The organism is Pseudomonas sp. ok272, from assembly GCF_900109995.1.
Lineage (GTDB): Bacteria > Pseudomonadota > Gammaproteobacteria > Pseudomonadales > Pseudomonadaceae > Aquipseudomonas.
In genome coordinates, this window is the sequence record NZ_FOCB01000005.1 from 26539 (window position 1) to 51902 (window position 25364).

22 protein-coding genes are annotated in these 25364 nt (G+C 61.7%); 13 read left to right on the forward strand and 9 right to left on the reverse strand.

The window, feature by feature from the left end; translation table 11 throughout:
• Positions 1 to 38: 38 nt before the first annotated feature.
• The 3 genes from BMW74_RS09620 to BMW74_RS09630 form a co-directional block, all read right to left on the reverse strand.
• Complete coding sequence (locus tag BMW74_RS09620; RefSeq protein ID WP_093417555.1) at positions 39 to 1163, reverse strand: ABC transporter ATP-binding protein; 1125 nt, start codon at positions 1161 to 1163, stop codon at positions 39 to 41.
• A 258-nt stretch (positions 1164 to 1421) separates the two neighbouring features.
• Complete coding sequence (locus BMW74_RS09625) at positions 1422 to 2063, reverse strand: response regulator (RefSeq protein ID WP_175479186.1); 642 nt, start codon at positions 2061 to 2063, stop codon at positions 1422 to 1424.
• 112 nt (positions 2064 to 2175) lie between these two features.
• Entirely contained in the window at positions 2176 to 4560 is a 2385-nt protein-coding gene (locus BMW74_RS09630; protein WP_093417559.1) for a PAS domain-containing sensor histidine kinase, read from the reverse strand.
• 76 nt (positions 4561 to 4636) lie between these two features.
• Here BMW74_RS09630 and BMW74_RS09635 point away from each other — a divergent pair, with 76 nt between their 5' ends.
• The gene (locus tag BMW74_RS09635; RefSeq protein ID WP_093417563.1) at positions 4637 to 5629 is read left to right on the forward strand and encodes an alpha/beta hydrolase family protein; all 993 of its coding nucleotides are present in this window, start codon (positions 4637 to 4639) and stop codon (positions 5627 to 5629) included.
• A 51-nt stretch (positions 5630 to 5680) separates the two neighbouring features.
• On the opposite strand, the gene BMW74_RS09640 is transcribed toward BMW74_RS09635, so the two are convergent.
• From BMW74_RS09640 to BMW74_RS09650, 3 genes are read right to left on the reverse strand one after another with little or no spacing between them, the layout of a single operon-like run.
• Entirely contained in the window at positions 5681 to 6448 is a 768-nt protein-coding gene (locus BMW74_RS09640) for a TerB family tellurite resistance protein (RefSeq protein WP_093417568.1), read from the reverse strand.
• A gap of 1 nt (position 6449) precedes the next feature.
• Entirely contained in the window at positions 6450 to 7121 is a 672-nt protein-coding gene (murU, locus tag BMW74_RS09645; protein ID WP_093417572.1) for an N-acetylmuramate alpha-1-phosphate uridylyltransferase MurU, read from the reverse strand.
• Positions 7118 to 8143, reverse strand: a complete 1026-nt coding sequence (locus BMW74_RS09650; protein WP_093417576.1) for an aminoglycoside phosphotransferase family protein — start codon at positions 8141 to 8143, stop codon at positions 7118 to 7120. Before BMW74_RS09650 ends, murU begins: the two co-directional genes overlap by 4 nt.
• 130 nt (positions 8144 to 8273) lie before the next feature.
• Here BMW74_RS09650 and BMW74_RS09655 point away from each other — a divergent pair, with 130 nt between their 5' ends.
• The 11 genes from BMW74_RS09655 (at position 8274) to BMW74_RS09705 (ending at position 22499) form a co-directional block, all read left to right on the forward strand.
• Positions 8274 to 11117: an LPS-assembly protein LptD gene (locus BMW74_RS09655; protein ID WP_093417581.1), complete on the forward strand. Its 2844-nt coding sequence runs from the start codon at positions 8274 to 8276 to the stop codon at positions 11115 to 11117.
• Entirely contained in the window at positions 11092 to 12414 is a 1323-nt protein-coding gene (gene surA / locus BMW74_RS09660; RefSeq protein WP_175479187.1) for a peptidylprolyl isomerase SurA, read from the forward strand. Before BMW74_RS09655 ends, surA begins: the two co-directional genes overlap by 26 nt.
• Complete coding sequence (pdxA, locus tag BMW74_RS09665; protein ID WP_093417590.1) at positions 12411 to 13400, forward strand: 4-hydroxythreonine-4-phosphate dehydrogenase PdxA; 990 nt, start codon at positions 12411 to 12413, stop codon at positions 13398 to 13400. The genes surA and pdxA overlap by 4 nt, the downstream gene beginning before the upstream one ends.
• Positions 13397 to 14209 (forward strand): 16S rRNA (adenine(1518)-N(6)/adenine(1519)-N(6))-dimethyltransferase RsmA, encoded by an 813-nt coding sequence (gene rsmA / locus BMW74_RS09670; RefSeq protein WP_093417595.1) that lies wholly within the window; start codon positions 13397 to 13399, stop codon positions 14207 to 14209. Before pdxA ends, rsmA begins: the two co-directional genes overlap by 4 nt.
• 222 nt (positions 14210 to 14431) lie before the next feature.
• Positions 14432 to 14812: a Co2+/Mg2+ efflux protein ApaG gene (gene apaG, locus BMW74_RS09675; protein WP_093417598.1), complete on the forward strand. Its 381-nt coding sequence runs from the start codon at positions 14432 to 14434 to the stop codon at positions 14810 to 14812.
• On the forward strand, positions 14812 to 15705 hold the full coding sequence (locus tag BMW74_RS09680; RefSeq protein ID WP_093417602.1) for a symmetrical bis(5'-nucleosyl)-tetraphosphatase: 894 nt from the start codon (positions 14812 to 14814) through the stop codon (positions 15703 to 15705). The genes apaG and BMW74_RS09680 overlap by 1 nt, the downstream gene beginning before the upstream one ends.
• A 9-nt stretch (positions 15706 to 15714) precedes the next feature.
• Positions 15715 to 16044: a thiosulfate sulfurtransferase GlpE gene (glpE, locus tag BMW74_RS09685; protein WP_093417607.1), complete on the forward strand. Its 330-nt coding sequence runs from the start codon at positions 15715 to 15717 to the stop codon at positions 16042 to 16044.
• Positions 16045 to 16330: 286 nt separating this feature from the next.
• Entirely contained in the window at positions 16331 to 18253 is a 1923-nt protein-coding gene (locus BMW74_RS09690) for a PrkA family serine protein kinase (protein WP_093417611.1), read from the forward strand.
• 122 nt (positions 18254 to 18375) lie between these two features.
• Positions 18376 to 19647 carry a YeaH/YhbH family protein gene (locus BMW74_RS09695; protein ID WP_093417616.1) on the forward strand — a complete coding sequence of 424 codons (1272 nt, stop codon included), beginning with the start codon at positions 18376 to 18378 and terminating at the stop codon, positions 19645 to 19647.
• Positions 19644 to 21206: a SpoVR family protein gene (locus tag BMW74_RS09700; RefSeq protein WP_093417620.1), complete on the forward strand. Its 1563-nt coding sequence runs from the start codon at positions 19644 to 19646 to the stop codon at positions 21204 to 21206. The genes BMW74_RS09695 and BMW74_RS09700 overlap by 4 nt, the downstream gene beginning before the upstream one ends.
• A 63-nt stretch (positions 21207 to 21269) precedes the next feature.
• Entirely contained in the window at positions 21270 to 22499 is a 1230-nt protein-coding gene (locus BMW74_RS09705; protein WP_093417624.1) for a multifunctional CCA addition/repair protein, read from the forward strand.
• Positions 22500 to 22735: 236 nt separating this feature from the next.
• Here the strand turns inward: BMW74_RS09705 and folK are convergent, their stop codons facing one another.
• Both folK and folB read right to left on the reverse strand, forming a co-directional pair.
• On the reverse strand, positions 22736 to 23254 hold the full coding sequence (gene folK / locus BMW74_RS09710) for a 2-amino-4-hydroxy-6-hydroxymethyldihydropteridine diphosphokinase (RefSeq protein ID WP_093417629.1): 519 nt from the start codon (positions 23252 to 23254) through the stop codon (positions 22736 to 22738).
• Positions 23245 to 23598 (reverse strand): dihydroneopterin aldolase, encoded by a 354-nt coding sequence (folB, locus tag BMW74_RS09715; RefSeq protein WP_093417634.1) that lies wholly within the window; start codon positions 23596 to 23598, stop codon positions 23245 to 23247. The genes folK and folB overlap by 10 nt, the downstream gene beginning before the upstream one ends.
• A gap of 74 nt (positions 23599 to 23672) precedes the next feature.
• Here folB and plsY point away from each other — a divergent pair, with 74 nt between their 5' ends.
• Complete coding sequence (gene plsY, locus BMW74_RS09720; protein ID WP_093417640.1) at positions 23673 to 24242, forward strand: glycerol-3-phosphate 1-O-acyltransferase PlsY; 570 nt, start codon at positions 23673 to 23675, stop codon at positions 24240 to 24242.
• A 36-nt stretch (positions 24243 to 24278) separates the two neighbouring features.
• Here the strand turns inward: plsY and tsaD are convergent, their stop codons facing one another.
• Positions 24279 to 25304, reverse strand: coding sequence for a tRNA (adenosine(37)-N6)-threonylcarbamoyltransferase complex transferase subunit TsaD (gene tsaD / locus BMW74_RS09725; protein ID WP_093417645.1), 1026 nt, complete (start codon positions 25302 to 25304; stop codon positions 24279 to 24281).
• Between the last annotated feature and the right edge of the window lie 60 nt (positions 25305 to 25364).

The following is a 25364-nucleotide window of genomic DNA, read 5'->3' on the forward strand; positions in this document are numbered from 1 at the left end:
TTCTCTCCACGTGCAGGGTTGGTGAAGCAAGGGGGCGATCAGTTCGCCTCTAGAAGTGGGTCGAGTGCACGGACGTGTTCGACCTGCCAGCCAAGCGGAACCACGTCGCCAACTGCCAACGCCGGATCGAGCTCGGCGATAGGCTGCTTCACGAAGAAGTCGGTCTTGCCACAGACTTCCAAGCGCACACGGACGTGATCGCCCAGATAGATGAATTCCGCCACCCTTCCCGAGAAGCGGTTGACGCACGACTCGCTCGAACCATTGAGGCTCACGCGCTCCGGACGAATCGACAGGGTCACCGGCTCGCCGGTCTTGCCGACATTCACCGCCAATGCCTCGACCTTTTCCCCGCGCCCCAGCTCAACCACGCAACGATCACCGTCCTGGCTGTGCAGGCGGCCATTGAGGCGGTTGTTTTCACCAATGAAGTTGGCGACGAAGGTGTTTTTGGGCTCTTCATACAGCGTGCGCGGGGGGGCGATCTGCTGGATTTCGCCTTGATGGAACACCGCCACGCGGTCGGACATGGTCAGGGCTTCGCCCTGGTCGTGGGTCACGTAGACCACGGTCACGCCGAGGCGCTGGTGCAGGTGCTTGATCTCCATCTGCATGTGTTCGCGCAGTTGCTTGTCCAACGCCCCCAGGGGTTCGTCCATCAGCACCAGTTGCGGTTCGAACACCAGCGCCCGAGCCAGGGCCACGCGCTGTTGCTGGCCACCGGACAGTTGCGCCGGATAACGCTGGGCGAACTTGTCGAGCTGGACCATGTCCAGCACGCGCTTGACGCGCTCGCTGACATCGCTCTTGTTCAGGCCGCGCACCGTCAGCGGGAACGCCAGGTTCTCGGCCACGGTCATGTGCGGGAACAAGGCGTAGTTCTGGAACACCATGCCGATGTCGCGCTTGTGCGGCGGCACATTGTTGATCGAACGCCCGGCCAGCAGGATCTCGCCGGCGGTGGGAGTCTCGAACCCGGCGAGCATCATCAGGCTGGTGGTCTTGCCGGAGCCGGACGGCCCGAGCAAGGTGAGGAATTCGCCTTTGCGAATCTCCAGGTTGAGGTCTTTGACGATCAGGTTCTCGCCATCGTAGCTCTTCTGCACACCACGAAAGCTGACCAGGACATCATTCGCCCCAGCGCTTGAATCAACCTTGCTCATACCCACACCTTTATTATTTTGACGGCTGTGGATCAAGCCTAGTGGCTGGCGACAACCGCGCAAATCGGGACGCAGGAGAGATTCGCCTCAGCCGGATGGAAGGCTGGGGGTAGGGATTGCCCTACAAGGATGGCGCGATTAGATAGGGTCTATGGGCAGTTTGGCACTACAGCCCACGAGCGTCGGCAACGCCGACCTTGGGGGGTGTCGCAAATGGGTATGCCGACACCCGCTCCCACAAAGAGCTGTGGCAGGCATTCAGAGCAACTTGTGCTCCATCGCATACTTCACCAGTTCCGCCAGGGAGGTGATGTTGAGCTTCTGCATCAGCCGCGCCTTGTGGGTGCTGATGGTCTTGCTGCTCAGCGCCAGTTGCTGGGCGATGTCGTTGACATTGGCGCCCTGGGCCAGGCGCTCGAACACCGAGAACTCGCGTTCCGAGAGCAGCGAATGCAGGGGACGTGAATCGGTCAGGCCGACTTCGAACACCATGCGGTCCGCCAGGTCCGGGTCGATGTAGCGCCCGCCCGCCGCGACCTTGCGGATCGCGGTCAGCAGCAGCGCCGGATCGCTGTCCTTGGTGGCATAGCCGGCGGCGCCGACCTTCAGGGCCCGTGCGGCCATTTGTGCTTCGTCGTGCATCGACAGCACCAGGATCGCCGGCGGATTGTTCAGCGCACGGATCCTGGGGATCGCCTCCAGCCCGTTGACCCCAGGCATGGAGATGTCCAGCAACACCACTTCGCAGGGCACGTGGCGCAAGGTCTCCAGCAGTTGTTCGCCATTGCTCGCCTCCCCCACCACCAGCAGGTCCTTGGCCAGTCCAATCAACTGCTTGATGCCCTCTCGGACAATGGTGTGGTCTTCGGCTACCAGTACACGGATCACAAGCTTCTCCATTCTATTTATTCAGCACCCATAACAGTCGCGAGCAGGCTCGCTCCCACCCTGACATGCGGCCAACCGTGGGAGCGAGCCTGCTCGCGAAGGCGTCAACCCTCACCCATCAGACTCAATCCAACGGCACGCGCACACTCAAGGTCGTGCCTTCCCCTACCACACTCTCCAGCGACATCGTCCCGCCCATGATCAACACCCGCTCGCGCATGCCGACCACACCAAAGGACGTTGGCCGGCCTGCCGGGGCGACAAATCCGACGCCATCGTCGCTGACGCTCAGGCACAGTTCGTCGCCTTCGAGCACCAGCGTCAGCTCCACAGTATGCGCCTGGGCGTGGCGCATGACGTTGGTCAGGGCCTCCTGAAGAATCCGGAACAAGCCGATGGCCTTGGCATCGCTGAGCAGCGGCAGGTTGTCCGGCACCTGCACCAGGCACGGGATCTGGGTACGCGCCTCGAAGCGCCGGGCCTGCCATTCGATGGCCGACGCGATGCCGGCGTCGAGAATCGGCGGGCGCAGGGCCGTGGCCACGTCCCGCACCAACTGGAACAACTGGGCGATCAGGCGCTTCATGCTGTTGAGGCGATCACTCAAGCCGGGGTCCAATTCGGCGTAGGCCAGTTCGCACATGGAGGTTTCCAGCTTGAGCACCGTCAGCATCTGGCCCAATTCGTCGTGGACTTCCCGGGCGATGCGCGCCTTTTCCTCTTCACGCACGCTTTCCAGGTGCGCCGACAGCTCGCGCAATTGCTCGCGGGAGCTGGCCAGTTCCAGCTCGATGCGCTTGCTCTCGCTGATGTCCCAGACGATCCCGTCCCAGACATACGCGCCATCCTCCAGACGCCGGGTGATCGCCTTGATCTCGGCCCAGCGCTGCTCGCCCTGGCGCGTGAGGATGCGCCCTTGCCACGACCAATCGCTGTCGGTGTCCAGCGCATGATCCTGGGTCTGGTGATAACCCACCTTGTCGTCCGGGTGTACCAGGCTGCGAATGCCCTTGTCAGGATGGGCCAGCACCGCCGGCGCGTAGCCGACCAGAGTCTGGCTGCCTTCACTGATGTAGGCGAACTCTGCCTGTTTGGTGCCCCGTGGACGCTCCAGGCGAAACACCAGGCCCGGGACGTTGGCCGCGATCCCCTTCAGCCGCGCCTCACTTTCACGCAGGGCGGCCAGGGCCCGGCGGCGCTCAGTCACGTCATTGAGGTACACCACCAGGTACTCGCTGTCGCGAAAGCGCAGGAAGCTCAATGACACATCGGTCGGCAAGATGCTGCCGTCGGCGCGCACGCAGTGGGTTTCAAAACTCTGCGGCCCGTCCTCACTGGCCCGTGCGCGCTTCCACAGGTTGAGCCAGCGGTCCATGTGCAAGTCGGGGTCGAAGTCGATCAACGGCCGGTCGATCAGGGCGCCCGGCGCATACCCGAGCATGGCCTCGGCGGCGTGGTTGGCATAGCGCACATGGCTGTCCCAATTGACCCACAGGATGCCGACGGTGCTTTGATCGATGGAGAACTGGGTCAGGCGCAACGCCTCTTCGCTGGCCTCGCGCAACGCGATGTCCTCGCGCGCCGCCCGCAAGCGCTGTTCAAGCACCCGCTGCTGGCGCCGTTGCCACATCACAATGGCGGCGGCACTGAGCAGCAGCACCGCGAAGAACAGGCACAGGTTCTGCCAGAAGCCTGGCGACTCCGACAGTCGCGGGTACTTGGGCTGCAACCAGCGCCCGTGCAATTGCTCCAGGTCCTTGGCCGGAATCGCCCGCAAGGCACTTTCAACAATCACCGCCAACTCGGGCCAGTCGCGACGCGTGGCGACTCGCAACAACTGCGGCAGGCCGATATCCCCCACCACCGCCAGGCCCGCGAACTCCGGCTCGGCCGACAAACGGCTCAACTGCGCCTCATCCACCACGGCATAGCGCGCGTGCTGGCTCAACAGCAACTGCAGGGCCTGGCGCTCGTTCGGGACGCCCTGCAGATTGAGGTTGCCATAGTTGCTGCGCAGGTAGTCGGCGATGGCGCTGGGCATGCGCACGGCGACCCGCGACTGGCTGTCGAGCTTTTCCAGCTCCACCGCCCGTCCCTCCTTGCGCGCACCCACCACCCGTTGCGGCACCCGCATGTAAGGGTCGGAAAACAACCACAGCCGCAGGCTGGCCGGGGTTTGCATCAGCCCCGGCGCCATATCGATTTCACCGGCGCGCACCGCGGCCTCCAGGCTGGGCAGGTCGGAGAAGTTGCGCCAACTCAACTCGACCTGCAGCGTACTGGCCAGCCATTGCATCAACTCGATGTTGACCCCGGACAACCGCTGCAAGCGTCGGTCGTATTGGGCGTAAGGCGCTTGCAGCACCACGCCGACACGCAATTGCGGGTGCTGCGCCAGCCATTGGCGCTGCTCGCCCGTGAACGGCGCGACACGCGCAGGCGGCCCATCCGCCCACGCCATCAAGGGAAACCAGAAACAGCCGATAACCAACAGGCAGCGAAAACGCATCTTCAAAAGTCTCAACACTGACAAATACTGATCAACCTATTAGGCTGCCGGGATTACTTCTGGCCTGGAATATCCGATGCCCTTTGTCTACCGCCTGGCACTGCCAGCATTGTGCCTGTCGTTGCTGTTGCCCTGTGCCTTTTCCGCCCAGGCGGCCGATCCGGTGGCCACCCCGGCGGAAAAATCCGTCGACGAACAGCCGGTGCAACGCCAGCCACTGCCAGAGCGCAGCCAAGCAGAAGCCAGCGCCCTGGAACGCAGCGTCCCCGCCCAGGAGCAACAATCGTTGCAGGCCGGCAGCGACCGTTTTCTTGCCCTGTGGAAGCCAGCCAACACCAGCGAGCCCAAGGGTGTGGTGATTATCATCCCCGGCGCCGGTGAAACCGCTGACTGGCCTCAAGCAATCGGCCCTTTGCGGCAAAAGCTGCCGGATGCCGACTGGGGCAGCCTGAGTCTTACCTTGCCGGACCTGCAAAGCAATGCGCCGCAGCCACGGATAGTCGAAGTCCCACCCGTAGCGGTCAACACCGAGAACGCCAATAAGGACGCCAGCACCACCGCGCCCATCGAGCAAGTGGCAGCCGGTGAAGCCGACGTCGTCGACCGCGCGGTCGTCCAAACCAACGACGAGCAGCTCTCGGCCGATGCCGAACGGATCTACACTCGCATTGAGGCGGCGATCACCTTCGCCGAGCAACAAAATGCCCGCAGCATTGTGCTGCTCGGCCACGGCACCGGCGCCTATTGGGCCGCACGCTACCTGAGCGAGAAGCAGCCATCGCAGGTCCAGAAGTTCGTGATGGTAGGCGCCATGGCCCCCACCACTGGCAAGTCCGCACTGACTGAGTTGAGCACCGACTTGAAGCTGGCGACCCTCGACCTTTATTACCAGGACACGACCCTGGCCAAGCGCGCGGCCCTTGAACGCCTACAAGCCAGCAAGCGGTTGAAGGACTCGATGTTCAAGCAGGTTTCACTCAAGACCATCCCGGGTGACAGCCCGGCGCAGCAGGAGCAGTTGTTTCGTCGGGTGCGCGGGTGGTTGAGCCCGCTGCCTGTGAGCAACTGACAGCGCGCGGCGTTCCCGCGAAGAGGTCGCTGAAAGCACACACCTGGCAATCTAACGAAAATCCCGCCGCTCACGGATCAACGTGTAGGCGTTGTGCAGCTCACGGGTTTTTTCGGTCGCCTCGCGTACCTGGGCCGCCGTTGCGCCTACCCCTACGATCTTGTCCGGGTGATGGCGACTGAGCAGGCGCCGGTAAGCCCGCTTGATCTGCGATGGCTCGCTGGTCACCGACACCCCCAACACGCGCATGGCCTCCTGATACGCCGCGCCACTGCCAGGCAGCGCTCGTGTGTGCGGCTCATAGTCGCTGGCCAGGGCCTGGGCTTGCTCGGGTGTCCAGCCGAGCCACTGGCTCCACTGGGCAATCAATCGGCGCTCGGCGCTGCCGGCACGGCCATCCGCCCACACCATGCGCCAGCACGCACGCAACACGCCTTCGGCCGCGTGGGGCTGGGCACGCAAGCGGCGCAAATAGCCACGCAGGCGGTCGTGGCCGGACTTGCCGCGATTGAACGCGGCGATGGCGCGCCGTTGTGCCGGCTCGCTCATCTCCAGCGCGCGCATTTCCTGGCGCGCCTGATAGATATGGCCGTCCTGCACCCGACCATCACTCTTGGCCAGGCGCCCGAGCAACACGAACAGCAACTCGTCGTTGCGCAGCATCGGGCGCCCGCCCAAACGCTCGCGCAGGTGTCCCAGGCTGTGCAATTGCAGGCGCCGGTCCAGCGCCTGGCCCAATAACGCGCCCAACATGGCCCCCGGGATGCTGGCGATGGCAAAACCCGCCCCGGCTCCGATCAGAGTCCCTGGCCACAACATCTCAGCGACTCGCTTCTAACAAGGCTTCAACTTCCGCCAGACGCTCATGGGTGCCGACGTCCACCCAGTGCCCGCGCAGGTGCTCACCGGTCACCTGCCCGCGCGCCATGGCGTCACGCAACAGCGGAGCCAGCTTAAAGGCACCGTCCTGGCAACCCGCGAACAACCCTGGGTGCAACACGGCGATACCGCTGTAGGTCAAGGCTGGCACACCCGGCCGAGCATCGTGCACCAGCCGGTCCGCCAGGCTGAAGTCGCCGTTGGGGTGATGAGCCGGGTTATCGGCCAGCACCAGGTGCGCGAGTCCAGCCCGTGGTTGGCGCAAGGCGCTGAAGTCGTAGTCGGTCCAGATATCACCGTTGACCACCACGAACGGTTCGTCCCCCAACAACGGCAGCGCACGAAAAATCCCGCCGCCGGTTTCCAGTGGCTCGCCTTCAGGCGAGTAGTGAATACTCAGGCCGAAACGCGAACCATCGCCCAGGTAGTCTTCAATCTGCTGCCCGAGCCAGGCGTGATTGATCACCACCTCGGTGAAGCCGGCCCGCGCCAATGCCCGCAGGTGGTACTCGATCAGCGGCACGCCGCCGACCGGCACCAGCGGCTTGGGGGTGGTCAAGGTCAAGGGCCGCATGCGCTCGCCCTTGCCCGCTGCCAGGATCATCGCCTTCATGCCGACGCTCCACCCGAGGCCCGCAGGCTGGCCAACAACTCGCCCAGCTCCGCCAGCTCCGGACGACGCGCCAGCACTGCTTCTATATAGGCAAAGAACCGTGGCACATCGGCCAGGTAACGCGGTTTGCCATCACGGTGGCAGATGCGGGCGAAAATCCCGATCACCTTCAAGTGCCGCTGCACGCCCATCAGGTCGCTGGCGCGCAGGAAGTCGTCGAAGTTCGCCTGCACCGGGATGCCCCGCTCGCCGGCCTGCTGCCAGTAGGCCTCAAGCCAGCCCTGCACCCGGGCCTGGGGCCAACTGAGGAACGCGTCCTTGAACAGACAGGTCACGTCATAGGTCACCGGACCGTAGACCGCGTCCTGGAAGTCCAGCACCCCAGGGTTCGGCTCGCTGATCATCAGGTTGCGCAGCATATAGTCGCGGTGCACCAACACCTTGGGCTGGGCCAGTGCGCTGTCGATCAGCAGGTCGCTGACCCGCTGCCAAAGCGCCTGCTGCACCGGATCGAGCTCGACACCCAGCTCGCGCTTGACGTACCACTCGGGGAACAACTCCAGCTCGCGGCGCAGCAACGCCACGTCATAGCTGGGCAGCGGGGCGTCCATCGGCAGTTGCTGGAACGCCAGCAATGCCTCAAGCGCGTCCCTGAACAAATCGTCGGCGTTCTCGTCGTTGATCACGTCCAGGTAGGTCTGATTGCCCAGGTCGTTGAGCAAAAGAAATCCGCGCGGCAGATCTTGCGCATAAATTTTCGGTACGTTAATCCCAGATTTCGCCAGCAAATGAGCGATATCCACGAAGGGTTGGCAGTTTTCCTGAGGGGGCGGCGCGTCCATCACGACGAAACTGCGGCCCTCGCCCTGCCAACGGAAGTAGCGACGGAAACTCGCGTCACTGCTGGCCGCAGTCAACGTGGCCGGGGGTAGGGGACCCCATCCTTGTGCGGCAAACACGGTTGCCAATTGCTCATCGAGCCAAACTTTCAGGTGTTGCAGACGTACATCTTGGTCAGGCATTGCAAGGGTCTCCGACGGCGCTAGCCGTCAAGCGGGTCATGCTTTATTATCCAGCATCTTTTTCAGACCATCGAGAGGCGTGCGGCCCACACCGCGGGCAGATGGCACGCAGGAAGCCCGGACTAATAAGATGGCATTGAAATCCCCCGCGTTTCGTAAAAAATTTCCGTTGTTGGTGACCGGCAGTCTGCTGGCCCTGCAACCTCTAGCCACTTCGTTCGTGGTCGCCGCGGAACAGTATGACTGCTCAGTCTCTGCTTCGGGTGCCTGGGACTGCGCGCCGAAAACCAACGCCGCCCAACTGCCGCCGCGCCCTGTGCACGACGCCAGTGTAGCGGCGGCCGGCAGCACGTCCGCGGACGAGCGCACGGTTGAAGGCGACAGCGCCGACAAGCCGGTGCTGGTCACCGAGGCCAAGGGCCGGGGTCTGAAGTCGCGCAGTGCCGACTACAGCCACCTGGACTGGGTCCCGCGTGAGAAGCTCACCGCTGCGCAATTGGCCGAAACCGGTCCTTATTGCTCTGGTTCCTATATCGAACCGATTCGTCCTGGCATGAATGACAAGACGAATAAAAGTGACGCCCCGACCTTTATCGGCGCCAAGGCTTCCCGTTATCAGCAGGAAGAGCAGATCGCGACCCTGGCCGGTGACGTCGTCATGCGCCAGGGCAGCATGCAGGTCGAGGCCGACGAGGCCAGCCTGTATCAGGCCGAGAACCGTGGCGAACTGAACGGTAACGTGCGCATTCGCGACAACGGCGCACTGATCGTCGGCGACCACGCCGATGTCCAGCTCGACACCGGTGAAGCCAAGGTCGACAACGCCGAATACGTGCTGCACAAATCCCGTATCCGTGGCAGCGCGCTGTACGCCAAGCGTGCCGAGAACGCGATCATCCGTCTCAAGGACGGCACGTACACCTCGTGCGCACCGAACAGCAACGCCTGGCAGCTCAAGGGCAACAACATCACCTTGAACCCGGCGACCGGCTTCGGCACCGCGACCAACGTGACGTTGCGGGTCAAGGACATTCCAGTCCTGTACACCCCGTACATCTATTTCCCGATCGATGACCGTCGCCAGTCCGGCTTCCTGCCGCCGACCATCGGCAGCGGCAGCGACACCGGCTTCATGCTGGTCACCCCGTACTACTTCAACCTGGCGCCGAACTACGACGCCACCCTCTACCCGCGCTACATGAGCAAGCGCGGCATGTTGATGGAAGGCGAGCTCCGCTACCTGACCAAGTCGAGTGAAGGCCAGGTGGGCGCGGCTTACCTGAGCGACGAAGACACTGACCGCAAGTTGCAGTCCGACTACTCGAAAGACCGCTACATGTACAACTGGCAGCACAAAGGCGGCCTGGACTCGCGCACGTTCACCGAAGTCGACTACACCAAGATCAGCGACCCTTACTACTTCCAGGATCTGCAGACCGATCAGTTGGGCGTGAAGGGCGGTTCCGACTACGTGAACCAGCAGGGTGCGGTCAGCTACCGTGGTGACACCTACACCGCGCGGATCAATGCCCAGGCGTTCCAGATGGCTTCGGTGTCGAACATCACGCCTTATGACCGTCTGCCGCAGATCACCTTCAATGGTTTCCTGCCGCAAACGCCGTACGGCTTGAACTTCGCCTACAACACCGAGTTGGTGCGGTTTGATCGGGATTTGCAGACCGGTAACTATTTCAATAAAGATGGTGGTCCGTTTGACCCCATCACTAACAACCCCATCGGCGAGTCTCGCATTGATAACAACGTCAATGGACTGGCAAGGGCCAACGGTGATCGTCTCAACCTAGCTCCAAGCATGAGCCTGCCGATGAACGCGTCTTATGGCTTCGTGAAGCCGACGCTCAAGTTCCAGTACACCAAGTACGACCTTGACCTGGGTGCAACCGGCAAGCAGGAAATCATCGCCAACCAACAAGCTGCCGCCGCAAAAGGTGAAAACTATGTCGGTGGTGAGTTCGGCAGCAGTCAAAGCCGCGCCATCCCAATTGCCAGCATCGACAGCGGCCTGTACTTCGACCGCAGCACCAACTGGTTCGGCACCAACTACCGCCAGACCCTGGAACCGCGCCTGTACTACCTCTATGTCCCAGAGAAAAACCAGGAAGACATTCCGGTATTCGACACAGGCGAGTACACCTTCAACTACGCCTCGCTGTTCCGCGACAACCGCTTCTCCGGCTCCGACCGTGTCGGCGACGAGAACAAGCTGTCCCTGGGCGTGACCAACCGCTGGATTGAAGACAACGGCTTCGAACGTCAACGCATCAGCGTCGGCCAGGCCCTGTACTTCAAGGACCGCGAAGTCCAACTGCCAGGTGTCGATCCGAAGACCCGTGCTGATGCCCAGTCCAACGTGTCGCCGTATGCCCTGGAATACGCCTACAACTGGAACCGCGATTGGCGCACCACGGCCGACTTCAACTGGGACCCGGACAGCCGCAGCACCCGTTCGGGCAGCGCGATGTTCCACTACCAGCCTGAAGCCAACCCGAACAAGGTGATCAACGCCGGCTACCGCTATCGCAACGACCAGGTGATCTACAACCAGAACACCGGTAAGTGGCAGTTCGGTGGCGACTACGGCACACCTGGCCAGCCTGGCTACGTGAAGGATTACTACAAAATCCAGCAACACGACTTCTCAGTGATCTGGCCGGTCGTGCCGCAGTGGAATGCCATCAGTCGCTGGCAGTATGACTACAACCGTAACCGCACCCTGGAAGCCTTCGGTGGCTTCGAGTACGACAACTGCTGCTGGAAACTGCGCCTGATCAACCGTTACTGGGTCTCCTATGACGAGTTCAGTCAAGAAGCCCCGCAAAACGAGAAGGGCGACCACGGCATCTTCCTCCAAATTGTTCTGAAGGGACTCGGCGGCGTGACTGGCGCCAAGGTAGAGAGCTTCCTCGACAAAGGCATCCAAGGTTATCGTGAACGTGAAGACCAAGCTTTCTGATTGTCTGCGCCCGCTGATGCTGGGCGCGTTGTTCCTGGGCACCGCGGCGAGCGCCGCGGTGCAGTCCATCGACAAGGTCGTGGCCATCGTCGACAACGACGTGGTCATGCAGAGTCAACTGGACCAGCGGGTTGAAGAAGTCCAGAAGACCATCGCCAAGCGCGGCGCGGAAGTTCCTCCGAGCAGCGTGTTGGAACAGCAGGTACTGGAACGCCTGATCGTCGAGAACCTGCAACTGCAGATCGGCGAGCGTTCCGGCATCCGCATCACCGATGAAGAGCTGAACCAAGCGGTGGGCACCATTGCCCAGCGCAACAACATGACCGTGGATCAATTCCGCGCGGCCCTGGCTCACGACGGCCTGTCCTACGACGACGCTCGCGACCAGATCCGCCGCGAGATGATCATCAGCCGTGTCCGCCAGCGCCGTGTTGCCGAACGCATCCAGATCTCCGAACAGGAAGTGAAGAACTTCCTCGCCTCCGACCTGGGCAAGATGCAACTGTCCGAAGAACTGCACCTGGCCAACATCCTGATTCCGACCCCGGAAAGCGCCAACTCCGAAGCGATTCAGAGCGCCGCTCGCCAGGCCATGGATGTCTACCAGCAACTCAAGCAGGGCGCTGACTTTGCCCAACTGGCGATTGCCAAGTCCGGCAGCGACAACGCACTGGAAGGCGGCGACATGGGCTGGCGTAAAGCGGCTCAACTGCCACCGCCGTTCGACCGCGAACTGAGTGCCATGTCCGTTGGCGACATCACCCAGCCAGCACGCACCCCAGGCGGCTTCATCATCCTCAAGCTGCTGGAAAAGCGCGGCGGCGGCAATCAGACCCGTGACGAAGTCCACGTTCGCCACATCCTGATCAAGCCAAGCGAAATCCGCAGCGAAGCAGAAACCAAGCGCCTGGCAGAAGCGCTCTACACCCGCATTCAAGCAGGCGAAGACTTCGGCGAGCTGGCGAAGACCTACTCCGAAGACCCAGGCTCCGCCCTCAACGGCGGCGACCTCAACTGGATCGACCCGAACGCACTGGTACCCGAGTTCCGCACGGTGATGAACAACACGCCGCAAGGCCAGTTGTCCAAGCCGTTCAAGAGCCCGTATGGCTGGCACGTCCTGGAAGTCCTTGGCCGTCGCGCCACTGACAGCACCACCCAGGCCCGCGAGCAACAAGCGATGACCGTACTGCGTAACCGCAAGTACGACGAAGAGCTGCAAACCTGGCTGCGTCAGATCCGTGACGAAGCGTACGTTGAGATCAAGCTCCCTGGTGCAGACCAGGCGCAAAAGTGAAACCCAAGCGTTTCGCGCTGACACCCGGCGAGCCCGCCGGCATAGGTCCCGACCTGTGCCTGCTGCTCGCCTCGCACGCCCAGCCACACCCCCTGATCGCCATTACCAGCCGCGACCTGCTCCTTGAGCGGGCCGCGCAGCTGGGCGTGGTCGTCAATCTGCTGAGCGTCTCACCGGGTAACTGGCCCGATACACCGGCACCCGCCAACAGCCTTTACGTCTGGGATACCCCGCTGAACGCCAAGGTCACTGCCGGCCAGTTGGACAAGGCCAATGCGGCATTCGTCCTTGAAACACTGACCCGAGCGGGCCAAGGCTGCCTGGATGGCGACTTTGCCGGCATGATCACCGCTCCCGTGCACAAGGGCGTGATCAACGAGTCCGGTATCGCCTTCTCGGGCCATACCGAGTTCCTCGCTGACCTGACCCATACCGCGCAAGTGGTGATGATGCTCGCTACCCACGGCTTGCGTGTGGCCCTGGTGACCACTCACCTGCCGCTGCGCGAGATTGCCGACGCCATCACCCCGGAGCGCCTGGAGCGGGTCACGCGGATCCTGTACGCCGACCTGCAACACAAATTCGGCATCGCCCAGCCGCGCATCCTCGTCTGTGGGCTCAACCCCCACGCTGGCGAAGGCGGCCACCTGGGCCATGAAGAAATCGACATCATCGAACCCACCCTTGAGCGTCTGCGTGGCGAAGGCATGGACCTGCGCGGTCCCCTGCCCGCCGACACTCTGTTTACCCCCAAATACCTGGAGCACTGCGACGCAGTGCTGGCGATGTACCACGACCAGGGCTTGCCCGTGCTGAAGTACAAAGGCTTCGGCGCGGCAGTCAACGTGACCCTGGGCTTGCCGATCATCCGCACCTCCGTCGACCATGGCACCGCCCTGGACCTGGCCGGCAGCGGCAAGATCGACACCGGCAGCCTGCAAGTCGCCCTGGAAACCGCCTACCAGATGGCCGAGACCCGTTTATGACCGAGCATTACCAACACCGGGCGCGCAAGCGCTTCGGCCAGAACTTCCTCCACGATGCCGGCGTTATCGACCGCATCCTGCGTTCCATCCACGCCAAGCCCGAGGACCGCCTGCTGGAAATCGGCCCGGGCCAGGGCGCACTCACCGAAGGCCTGCTCAACAGCGGCGCCCAACTGGACGTGGTTGAACTGGACAAGGACCTGATCCCGATCCTCAATCAGCAGTTCGCCGGCAAGAGCAACTTCAACCTGCACCAGGGCGACGCACTGAAGTTTGACTTCAACAGCCTGAACGCAGCCCCCAACAGCCTCCGGGTGGTTGGCAACCTGCCATACAACATCTCTACGCCGCTGATCTTCCACCTGCTGAACAACGCCAGCATCATCCGCGACATGCACTTCATGCTGCAAAAGGAAGTGGTCGAGCGCCTGGCAGCGGGTCCGGGTGGTGGCGATTGGGGCCGCTTGTCGATCATGGTCCAGTACCACTGCCGGGTCGAACACCTGTTCAACGTTGGCCCCGGCGCATTCAATCCGCCGCCGAAAGTCGACTCGGCCATCGTCCGACTGGTGCCACACGCCGTATTGCCACACCCGGCCAAGGACCATCGCCTGCTCGAACGCGTAGTACGCGAAGCCTTTAACCAGCGTCGCAAGACCTTGCGCAATACGCTCAAGGCCCTGCTGAGCAACGCCGAGATCGAAGCTGCCGGCGTCGATGGCAGCTTGCGTCCGGAGCAACTGGACCTGGCAGCGTTCGTGCGCCTGGCTGACCAGTTGGCCATCCAGCCGGCTCCGACGGCCGAGTAAATACCCCCTCATGTGGGAGCGAGCCTGCTCGCGATAGCGCTGTGCCAGTCAACATCTTTGCTAACTGGCAGACCGCATTCGCGAGCAGGCTCGCTCCCACAGGTATCGCGTTGCGCCCCACCACCTCGCCGACAGCATGTCTGGCCTACTGCCTGCCAGTTGGCCTAGACTGAGCGCCTCCTGCGTTAGGTAACCTGCGCTTTGCTTTAAAGGCCTTCTTGCATGTCCGATCCTCGCTATCAGGTCGACGTCAGCGTCGTCACTCGCTTTCTGGCAGAACAGTCGCAACCCGAGCAGAACCGTTTCGCCTTCGCCTACACCATTACTGTGCACAACAACGGCCTGCTCCCGGCCAAGTTGCTCTCCCGGCACTGGGTGATCACCGATGGCGATGGCCACGTCGAAGAGGTACGCGGCGCCGGCGTGGTTGGCCTGCAACCGCTGATCGAGGCCGGCAAGCAACACGCCTACACCAGCGGCACCGTGATGACCACCCGCGTCGGCAACATGCAGGGCAGCTATCAGATGCTGGCCGAAGACGGCCATCACTTCGACGCCATCATCGCGCCCTTCCGCCTGGCGGTGCCCGGAGCCCTGCACTGATGGCAACGTATGCCGTCGGTGACCTGCAAGGCTGCCTTGACTCGTTGCTGTGCCTGCTCAAGCGCGTGTCCTTCGATCCACAGAAGGACCGCCTGTGGCTGGTGGGCGATCTGGTCAACCGCGGACCGCAATCGCTGGAAACCCTGCGCTACCTCTATAGCATCCGCGAATCGCTGGTGTGCGTGCTGGGCAACCATGACCTGCACCTGCTGGCCGCCGGGCACAACATCGAGCGCCTGAAAAAGTCCGACACCCTGCGTGAGATCCTCGACGCACCGGACGGCAAGGAACTTCTGGCCTGGCTACGCCAGCAGAAGCTGCTGCACTACGACGAAATACGCGACATCGCGCTGGTCCACGCCGGCATACCGCCCCAATGGTCCTTGCGCAAAGCGCTGAAGTACGCCGCCGAAGTCGAGGCCGCGCTGCGCGACGACAACCTCTTCGCGCCCTATCTGGACGGCATGTACGGTAACGATCCGGCTAAATGGGACAGCGACCTCAAGGGCGTGACCCGCCTGAGGGTGATCACCAACTATTTCACACGCATGCGCTTTTGCACCAGCGAAGGCAAGCTGGACCTCAAGGGCAAGGAAGGCGCCGACACCGCGCCACCCGGCTATGCCCCCTGGTTCACGTACAAGGATCGCAAGACCCACGGCCTGAAGATCATCTTCGGCCACTGGGCCGCACTGGAAGGCCAGTGCAATGAACCGGGCATCTTCGCCCTCGACACCGGGTGTGTCTGGGGCGGGGCCATGACCTTGATGAATGTCGACACCCTCGAGCGCTTGAGCTGCCCGTGCGACGAGCATGGCAACCTCGCTCTACCGCCCCCCGAACCCTCGTCGGCCAGCGCCCAGCACTCGGCCGCACCTTCAGACCGGCCATAGGAGCCCGCCATGAGCGAATTCAAACGCATCCCCCCAGAACAAGCCCAGGCCCTGCGCGAGCAAGGCGCAGTGGTGGTCGATGTCCGCGACCCACAAACCTTCGCGGCACTGCACATCCGTGGCGCCAAGCACCTGGACAACCACTCGCTGCATGCCTTCATCCAGGGCGCGGACCTCGACGCTCCCACCGTTGTCGTGTGCTATCACGGCAACTCCAGCCAAGGCGCCGCGGCCTACTTGATCAGCCAGGGTTTTACCGACGTCTACAGCATGGACGGCGGCTTCGAGCTGTGGCGTACGACCTATCCTTCAGAAACCGCGCAAGGCACCGCCGAATAAATTTTTCATGCACGCCAGCCCGCGCCCGCCGCGGGCTGACGAACGGTCACCGATAACAAATTGTGCATTGCCCCTTTACCTCCCGGATTACCAACTATCCTTAGCCTCAGGCCATCCAAAACAGGGGAGAGCCGGTACACCGGCGCGCGGGTCATCGGGAGTAGCTTTCAGGGTTGATAGCTTTGAAGGTTTTCTGGGGGGGTAAAAAGCCGCTGTAGTTTCAGCCGCTTACCAGCATCGACTGAATGATCCGACGTCGGCTCCACGTATCGAGCGAGGTGACGTCATGAGTATTTTTAGCCACTTCCAACAACGCTTCGAATCCACACGCCAGGAAGAACTGTCACTGCAGGAATACCTGGAACTGTGCAAGAGCGACCGCAGTGCCTACGCGTCCGCCGCCGAACGCCTGTTACTGGCCATCGGCGAACCGGAACTGCTGGACACCTCGGCCAACTCGCGACTGTCGCGCATCTTTTCCAACAAGGTGATCCGTCGCTATCCGGCCTTTGAGGACTTCCACGGGATGGAGGAATGCATCGACCAGATCGTCTCCTACTTCCGTCACGCCGCCCAGGGCCTGGAGGAGAAGAAACAGATCCTCTACCTGCTCGGCCCCGTCGGCGGCGGTAAATCTTCCCTGGCCGAAAAACTCAAGCAACTGATCGAAAAAGTCCCCTTCTATGCCATCAAGGGCTCCCCCGTGTTCGAGTCGCCCCTGGGGCTGTTCAACGCCACCGAAGACGGCGCGATCCTGGAAGAAGACTTCGGCATTCCCCGGCGCTACCTGAGCACCATCATGTCGCCCTGGGCGACCAAGCGCCTGGCCGAGTTCGGCGGTGATATCAGCCAATTCCGGGTGGTCAAGCTGTACCCCTCGATCCTCAACCAGATCGCGGTAGCCAAGACCGAACCAGGCGACGAGAACAACCAGGACATCTCGGCGCTGGTGGGCAAGGTCGATATCCGCAAGCTCGAGGAGTTCCCGCAGAACGACGCCGATGCCTACAGCTATTCGGGCGCCCTGTGCCGGTCCAACCAGGGCCTGATGGAATTCGTCGAGATGTTCAAGGCGCCGATCAAGGTCCTGCACCCCCTGCTGACCGCGACCCAGGAAGGCAACTACAACAGCACCGAAGGCCTGGGGGCCATCCCGTTCACCGGGATTCTGCTGGCGCACTCCAACGAATCGGAGTGGCACACCTTCCGCAACAACAAGAACAACGAAGCCTTCATCGACCGGATCTACATCGTCAAGGTGCCGTACTGCCTGCGGGTCAGCGACGAGGTGAAGATCTACGACAAGTTGCTGTTCAACAGCTCCCTGGCCAAGGCCCATTGCGCCCCCGACACCCTGAAGATGCTGGCCCAGTTCACCGTGCTCTCGCGCCTCAAGGAGCCGGAGAACTCCAACATCTACTCGAAAATGCGCGTCTATGACGGCGAGAACCTCAAGGACACCGATCCGAAGGCCAAGTCGATCCAGGAATACCGCGACAGCGCGGGTGTCGACGAAGGCATGAATGGCCTGTCGACGCGATTCGCGTTCAAGATCCTGTCGAAGGTATTCAACTTCGACCCTCACGAAATCGCCGCCAACCCGGTGCACCTGCTGTACGTGCTGGAGCAGCAAATCGAGCAGGAACAGTTCCAGGCCGAAACCCGCGAGCGTTACCTGCGGTTCCTCAAGGAATACCTGGCACCGCGCTACATCGAGTTCATCGGCAAGGAAATCCAGACCGCCTACCTGGAGTCCTACAGCGAGTACGGGCAAAACATCTTCGATCGCTACGTGCTGTACGCAGACTTCTGGATTCAGGACCAGGAGTACCGCGATCCGGAAACCGGCGAGATCCTCAACCGCGTCGCCCTCAACGAAGAACTGGAGAAGATCGAGAAGCCGGCCGGCATCAGCAATCCCAAGGATTTCCGCAACGAGATCGTCAACTTCGTCCTGCGCGCCCGTGCCAACAACAACGGCAAGAATCCGACCTGGCTCAGCTACGAGAAACTGCGGGTGGTGATCGAGAAGAAAATGTTCTCCAACACCGAGGACCTGCTGCCGGTCATCAGCTTCAACGCCAAAGCCAGCAAAGAGGATCAACAGAAACACAACGATTTCGTCACACGGATGGTCGAGCGCGGCTACACCGACAAACAGGTACGACTGCTCTCCGAGTGGTACCTGCGAGTCCGGAAATCGCAGTGAAGCCGCTGCCAGCTTCTAGCGACAAGCTGCAAGGGCAAAGCGGTTGAGTCCCGGACTCGGGAACCGATGGCGCTTTCGCTTGCAGCTTGAGGCTTACGACTTGAAGCTCCCCGGAGGGGCCCATGAGCTATGTGATCGACCGACGCCTCAATGGCAAGAACAAGAGCACGGTGAACCGCCAGCGCTTTTTGCGGCGCTACCGTGATCACATCAAGAAGGCCGTCGAAGAGGCGGTGAGCCGCCGCTCCATTACCGACATGGAGCATGGCGAACAGATCAGCATTCCCGGCCGCGATATCGACGAGCCGGTGCTTCACCATGGTCGCGGCGGCAAGCAGACCGTCGTGCACCCCGGCAACAAGGAGTTCACCAGCGGCGAACACATTGCCCGTCCACCCGGCGGTGGCGGCGGCAAAGGCCCAGGCAAGGCGGGCAACTCCGGCGAAGGCATGGACGAGTTCGTGTTCCAGATCACCCAGGAAGAGTTCCTCGAATTCATGTTCGAGGACCTGGAGCTGCCCAACCTGGTCAAACGCAACCTCGCCGGCACCGATACCTTCAAGACCGTACGCGCCGGCATCAGTAACGAGGGCAACCCGTCCCGCATCAACATCATCCGTACCCTGCGCTCGGCCCACGCACGGCGCATTGCACTGTCAGGCAGCAGCCGAGCCAAACTGCGCATCGCAAAGGACGAGCTTGAGCGCCTGAAGCGCGAAGAACCCGACAACTTCGGCGACATTCAGGCCCTGGAAGCAGAAATCGAACGCCTGAGCGCGCGCATCCACCGCGTGCCGTTTCTCGACACCTTCGACCTCAAGTACAACCTGCTGATCAAGCAGCCCAACCCCAGCTCCAAGGCGGTGATGTTCTGCCTGATGGACGTTTCGGGGTCCATGACCCAGGCCACCAAGGACATCGCCAAGCGCTTCTTCATCCTGCTGTACCTGTTCCTGAAACGGAACTACGACAAGATCGACGTCGTGTTCATTCGCCACCACACCAGCGCCCGGGAAGTCGACGAGGAAGAGTTTTTCTACTCGCGGGAAACCGGCGGCACCATCGTCTCCAGCGCCCTGAAGCTGATGCAAGAGATCATTGCCGAGCGCTACCCAAGCAACGACTGGAACATCTACGCCGCCCAGGCCTCCGATGGCGACAACTGGAACGACGACTCACCGATCTGCCGCGACATCCTGATCAACCAGATCATGCCCTTTGTGCAGTACTACACTTACGTAGAGATCACCCCGCGCGAACACCAGGCCCTGTGGTACGAATATGAGCGTATCGCCGACGCCTTCCCCGATACATTTGCCCAGCAGCAACTGGTCTCGGCCGGGGATATCTATCCGGTCTTCCGTGAACTCTTCCAGCGCAGGTTAGTGACATGACCGCCAAAGAGCAGAAGCGCCAACCCATTTCCACCGGCTCCGAATGGACATTCGAGCTGATCCAGGCCTACGACCGCGAAATCAGCCGTATTGCGGCCCGCTATGCACTGGACACCTACCCCAACCAGATCGAAGTGATCACCGCCGAGCAGATGATGGACGCCTATGCCTCGGTCGGCATGCCCCTGGGTTACCACCACTGGTCCTATGGCAAGCATTTCCTCAGCACCGAAAAGTCCTACAGCCGCGGCCAGATGGGGCTGGCCTATGAAATCGTGATCAACTCGGACCCATGCATCGCCTACCTGATGGAAGAAAACACCATCTGCATGCAGGCACTGGTGGTGGCGCACGCCTGCTATGGCCACAACAGCTTCTTCAAGGGCAACTACCTGTTCCGGACCTGGACCGACGCCAGCTCGATCATCGACTACCTGGTGTTCGCCAAGCAGTACATCATGCAGTGCGAGGAGCGCCACGGGATCGATGCGGTAGAGGACCTGCTGGACTCCTGCCACGCACTGATGAACTACGGCGTCGACCGCTACAAACGCCCTTATCCGATTTCCGCCGAGGAAGAGCGACGCCGGCAGAAGGACCGCGAAGAACACCTGCAAAAGCAGATCAACGACCTGTGGCGCACCATTCCCAAAGGCGCCGACAAGTACAACGAGAAAGACAACGCCCGGTTTCCCGCCGAGCCGCAGGAGAACATCCTCTACTTCATCGAGAAACACGCTCCGCTGCTAGAGCCGTGGCAACGGGAGATCGTGCGAATCGTGCGCAAGATCGCCCAGTATTTTTATCCACAGCGCCAAACCCAGGTAATGAACGAAGGCTGGGCCACGTTCTGGCACTACACCCTGATGAACGACCTGTACGACGAAGGACTGGTCACCGACGGCTTCATGATGGAGTTCCTGACCTCGCACACCGCCGTCGTCTACCAGCCCGGGTTTGACAGCCCGTACTACAACGGGATCAATCCCTACACCCTGGGCTTTGCCATGTACCGCGATATTCGGCGCATGTGCGAGAAGCCCACCGAGGAAGATTACCGCTGGTTCCCGGACATCGCCGGGACCGACTGGCTATCAGCCCTCAAGTTCGCCATGAGTAGCTTCAAGGATGAGAGTTTTATCCTGCAGTACCTGTCGCCCCAGGTGATCCGCGACCTGAAGCTGTTCAGCATTCTCGATGACGACCAAAAGGACGACCTCCTGGTACCGGCCATCCATGACGAGGAAGGCTACCGCACCATCCGTGAAACCCTGGCCGCCCAATACAACCTGGGCAACCGCGAACCCAACGTACAGATCTACAGCATCGACCGCCGAGGCGACCGCTCGCTGACGCTGCGCCATCAACAGCACGACCGTAAACCACTGGGCGACTCCACCGACGAGGTCCTCAAGCACCTGCACCGCCTGTGGGGCTTCGACATTCACCTGGAGACCCTGCAAGGCGATCAGGTCATGAAGACCCATCACGTACCGCCCAGGACGGAGCATAGCGAGGGTGAATACGGCAGGCTCGACCTGGCCGTTATCCACCTTTGAAACACCCTGCACCTCCGAAAGCTCGACACACCGGTTATCCTGTCGCGCTAACGGAGGTGTTTTATGCAGATTTATAAAGTCGGCGGCGCGGTTCGCGATCGCCTGCTCGGCAGGCCTGTCACCGATATCGACTGGGTGGTGGTCGGTGCCAGCACCGAAGAAATGCTCGCCAAGGGTTTTCGCCCCGTTGGCGCCGATTTCCCGGTCTTCCTGCACCCCAAGACCGGTGAGGAGTACGCCCTGGCCCGCACCGAACGCAAGAGCGGGCGCGGTTACGGTGGGTTCACGTTCCACGCGAGCCCCGAAGTCACCCTGGAAGAAGACCTGATCCGCCGCGACCTGACAATCAATGCCATGGCCGAAGACGCTCACGGCCAACTGACCGACCCCTACCACGGCCAACGTGATCTTGACGCCCGCCTACTTCGCCATGTTTCCCCCGCGTTCGCCGAAGATCCCCTGCGAGTCTTGCGTGTCGCCCGCTTCGCCGCACGCTATGCCGGCCTCGGCTTTACAGTGGAGCCCGAAACGCTGGAGCTGATGCGCCAGCTCAGCGAATCCGGCGAACTTGAAGCCCTGACCGCCGAACGCTGCTGGAAAGAAATCGCACGAGCCCTGATGGAAGACCAGCCCCAGGTATTCATCCAGGTCCTGCGCGACTGCGGCGCACTGGCAGTCTTGCTCCCTGAAATCAATGCACTGTTTGGCGTGCCGCAACCCGAAGCCCATCACCCGGAAATCGACAGCGGCGTGCACACCCTGAGCGTCCTGGAGCAGTCGGCGCGCTACCAACAGCCGCTGACCGTACGCTGGGCCTGCCTGCTGCACGACCTGGGCAAAGGCCTGACCCCCGAAAGCGAATGGCCAAGGCATATTGCCCACGAGCACCGGGGCCTAAGACTGATCAAGGCGGTCAACGAACGCTTCAAGGCACCCAAGGATTGCCAGGAACTGGCGCTATTGGTCGGTCAGTATCACACCCATGGCCATCGCGCCCTGGAGCTCAAACCCTCGACGTTGCTGGAGTTATTGCAGAGCTTCGACGTGTATCGACGACCGCAGCGCTTCGAAGAGTTCGTGGCGGCGTGCGAGATGGACGCCCGCGGGCGCAAGGGCTTTGAACAGCGCAGTTATCCACAGGCGCAGTACCTGCGCGGGGCCGCCGAAGCAGCACGAAGCGTCGCGACTCAGCCGCTGCTGGAGCAAGGTTTCAAGGGCCCGGAACTGGGAGAAGCCCTCAAGCGCGAACGGCTCAAGGCGTTGAAGAGTTACAAAGAAAACGCATTGACCTGATGCGATGCCTTCGCGGGCAAGTCTTAATGCCAGTCAGTTAAGGCGCCAAACCTGTGGGAGCGAGCCTGCTCGCGATGACGGCAACACAGCCAACATCTCCGTTGACTGACCTACTGCTATCGCGAGCAGGCTCGCTCCCACGCGGGTTTCGCTTAACTGACTGGCATTAGGGCAAGCCTCGCTCCTACCGATTCGAGTCGCTAACCTCTCCGTAGGAGCGAGCGGTACGGCGCGCCTTACAACATACTCGAAGGCGTGAGTGGCTCACCCCGCCACTCAAACGCCACGGGCGCCAGCACCTGATCAATCTGCGCCTCGCGCCACAACACCGAAAAACCCTTGCCTACACCCGGATGCACTTCGTCCGGCGCAATCAACGACAACGGCCACAGCACAAAAGCGTTCTTCAGGATTTCCGCACGCGGCAGGATCAAGCCATCGAAGTCACCCACTTGATCGCCGTACAACAGCACGTCGATATCCAGCGGCAACCCTTTGCGATCCGGGGCATAACGCCCGCTATCCGCCTCGATCATCTTCAAACGCCGGTCCAGCACCTTCAATGGCAGGTCAGTAAAACCCGCCACCACGAAGTTGAAGAACGGTCCGCTCTTGATCCCCACCGGCTGACTCTCGAACACCGGCGAGCAGCGCATATCCACCAGCACCCCGGAGAGCACCTCCAACCCCGCGCGCAAATGTGCTTCGCGCTCGACATTGCTGCCAAGCCCAAGAAATACCTGAGTTAGCGACATCCGCGCTCGATCTCCACACCGACGCCGCTGGCCGCCGGGACAGCCCCAGGCTTGGTCAGCTTCAGACGCATCCAGGTGATCTGGAACTCACTCATCAACACCTGCGCCAGACGCTCGGCAAAGGTCTCCACCAACTGAAACTGCGCCTGCTCGGCAAACGCCTGGATACGCGCCGAAACGCTGGCGTAATCGAGCGCCAGGGTCAGGTCATCGCCGGCCGCCGCCGGGCGATTATCCCAGGCGAAGCTCAGATCCAGACGCAAACACTGACGGATGCCGCGCTCCCAGTCGTAGGCACCAATTACCGTGTCGACTTCCAGGCCCTCGATAAACACTCTGTCCAAGCACTTTTCTCCGCAGCACGACAAGGGCGCAATGCGCCGTTAGAATCAGGGCGTCCTCGCCCGGAATAGTTAGCATGTTTTGGTTACTGGCGATCCTCGCCTACCTGCTTGGCTCTCTGTCCTTCGCCATCTTGCTCAGCCGCCTGACCGGTAACCCCGATCCGCGAATGAGTGGCTCGGGCAATGCCGGCGCCACCAACATGTTACGCCTGGCGGGCAAAAAGCTCGCCGTCCTGACGTTACTGGGCGACCTGTGCAAAGGCTTGTTGCCGGTATTGATCGCCGCTCTCGCCGGCCTGTCGATACAACAACAAGCCTGGATTGGTGTATGTGCCGTGGTCGGGCACCTGCTCCCACTGTACTTCCGCTTTCGCGGCGGCAAAGGCGTTGCAACGGCGGCCGGCATGCTGCTGGGGCTCTACCCTCCGGCAGCGCTCCTGGCCATCGGCGCCTGGCTCCTGACCTTCTACCTCACGCGCACCAGCTCCCTGGCGGCACTGATCGCCACACCCCTGACCCTGCCATTGCTGGCCTGGCAGGAGCCGGCCGCCTTGCTCCCCATGAGCGTACTGACGGCACTGATCGTCTGGCGTCATCGTGGCAATCTACGCGACCTGTTTGCCGGGCGCGAACGGCATTTTTAAACGCCGAGGATAGGCACAACGCCTGCCACTGCACTGTTACAGCGGTGACAACTGCTCCATCGGCCAACGCGCCTGCACGCTGATTGCCAGGCTTTCATGCTGGCCAGCTTGCAGGCGCTGACAGCCGGCAAAAGCGATCATCGCGCCGTTATCGGTGCAGAACTCCGGACGTGCGTAGTAAACGTCGCCCTTCATGTCGCCGAGCATTTTCTCCAGGGAAACCCGCAGCGCCTTGTTGGCACTCACACCACCGGCGATCACCAAACGCTTGAGGCCGGCCTGCTTCAAGGCACGCTTGCACTTGATGGTCAAAGTTTCCACCACCGCCTGCTGGAAGGCCAGCGAGATGTCGCTACGCGTTTGCTCGTTGTCGTCTCCAGCACTGACACATTGCTGCCAGGTGTTCAGGGCAAAGGTTTTCAAGCCACTGAAGCTGAACGCCAGGCCTGGACGATCACACATCGGCCGCGGGAAGACGAAGCGTCCGGCAACCCCCTGATCCGCCAACCGAGCAATCTCCGGACCGCCCGGATAGTTGAGCCCCATCATCTTTGCCGTCTTGTCGAAGGCTTCACCGGCGGCATCGTCGAGGGTCTCGCCCAGCAGCTCGTACTGGCCAATGCCATCGACCCGAACCAGTTGCGTATGCCCTCCCGACACCAACAAAGCGACGAACGGGAATTCAGGCGGTTGCGGCTCCAGCATCGGCGCCAGCAAGTGACCTTCCATGTGGTGCACACCGAGGGCCGGAATCCCCCAGGCAAACGCCAGCGCCTGCGCACAGGAAGCGCCCACCAACAACGCACCGACCAGGCCAGGACCCGCGGTATAGGCGATGGCATCGATCTCGGTCGGCACACAGTCCGCCTCGGCCAACACCTGGCGAATCAAGGGCAGCATGCGCTTGACGTGGTCGCGCGACGCCAGCTCCGGCACTACGCCACCATAGGCACGATGCAGGTCGATCTGACTAAACAGCGCGTCGGCCAACAAGCCTTTTTCACTGTCGTAAAGTGCGACGCCGGTTTCATCGCAGGAAGTTTCTAATCCCAGTACTAGCATGGGTTTGCGCCTTGTTTAGGCCAATTTCGAAGGCGCGCATGATAGTCTCCACAGGTTGCC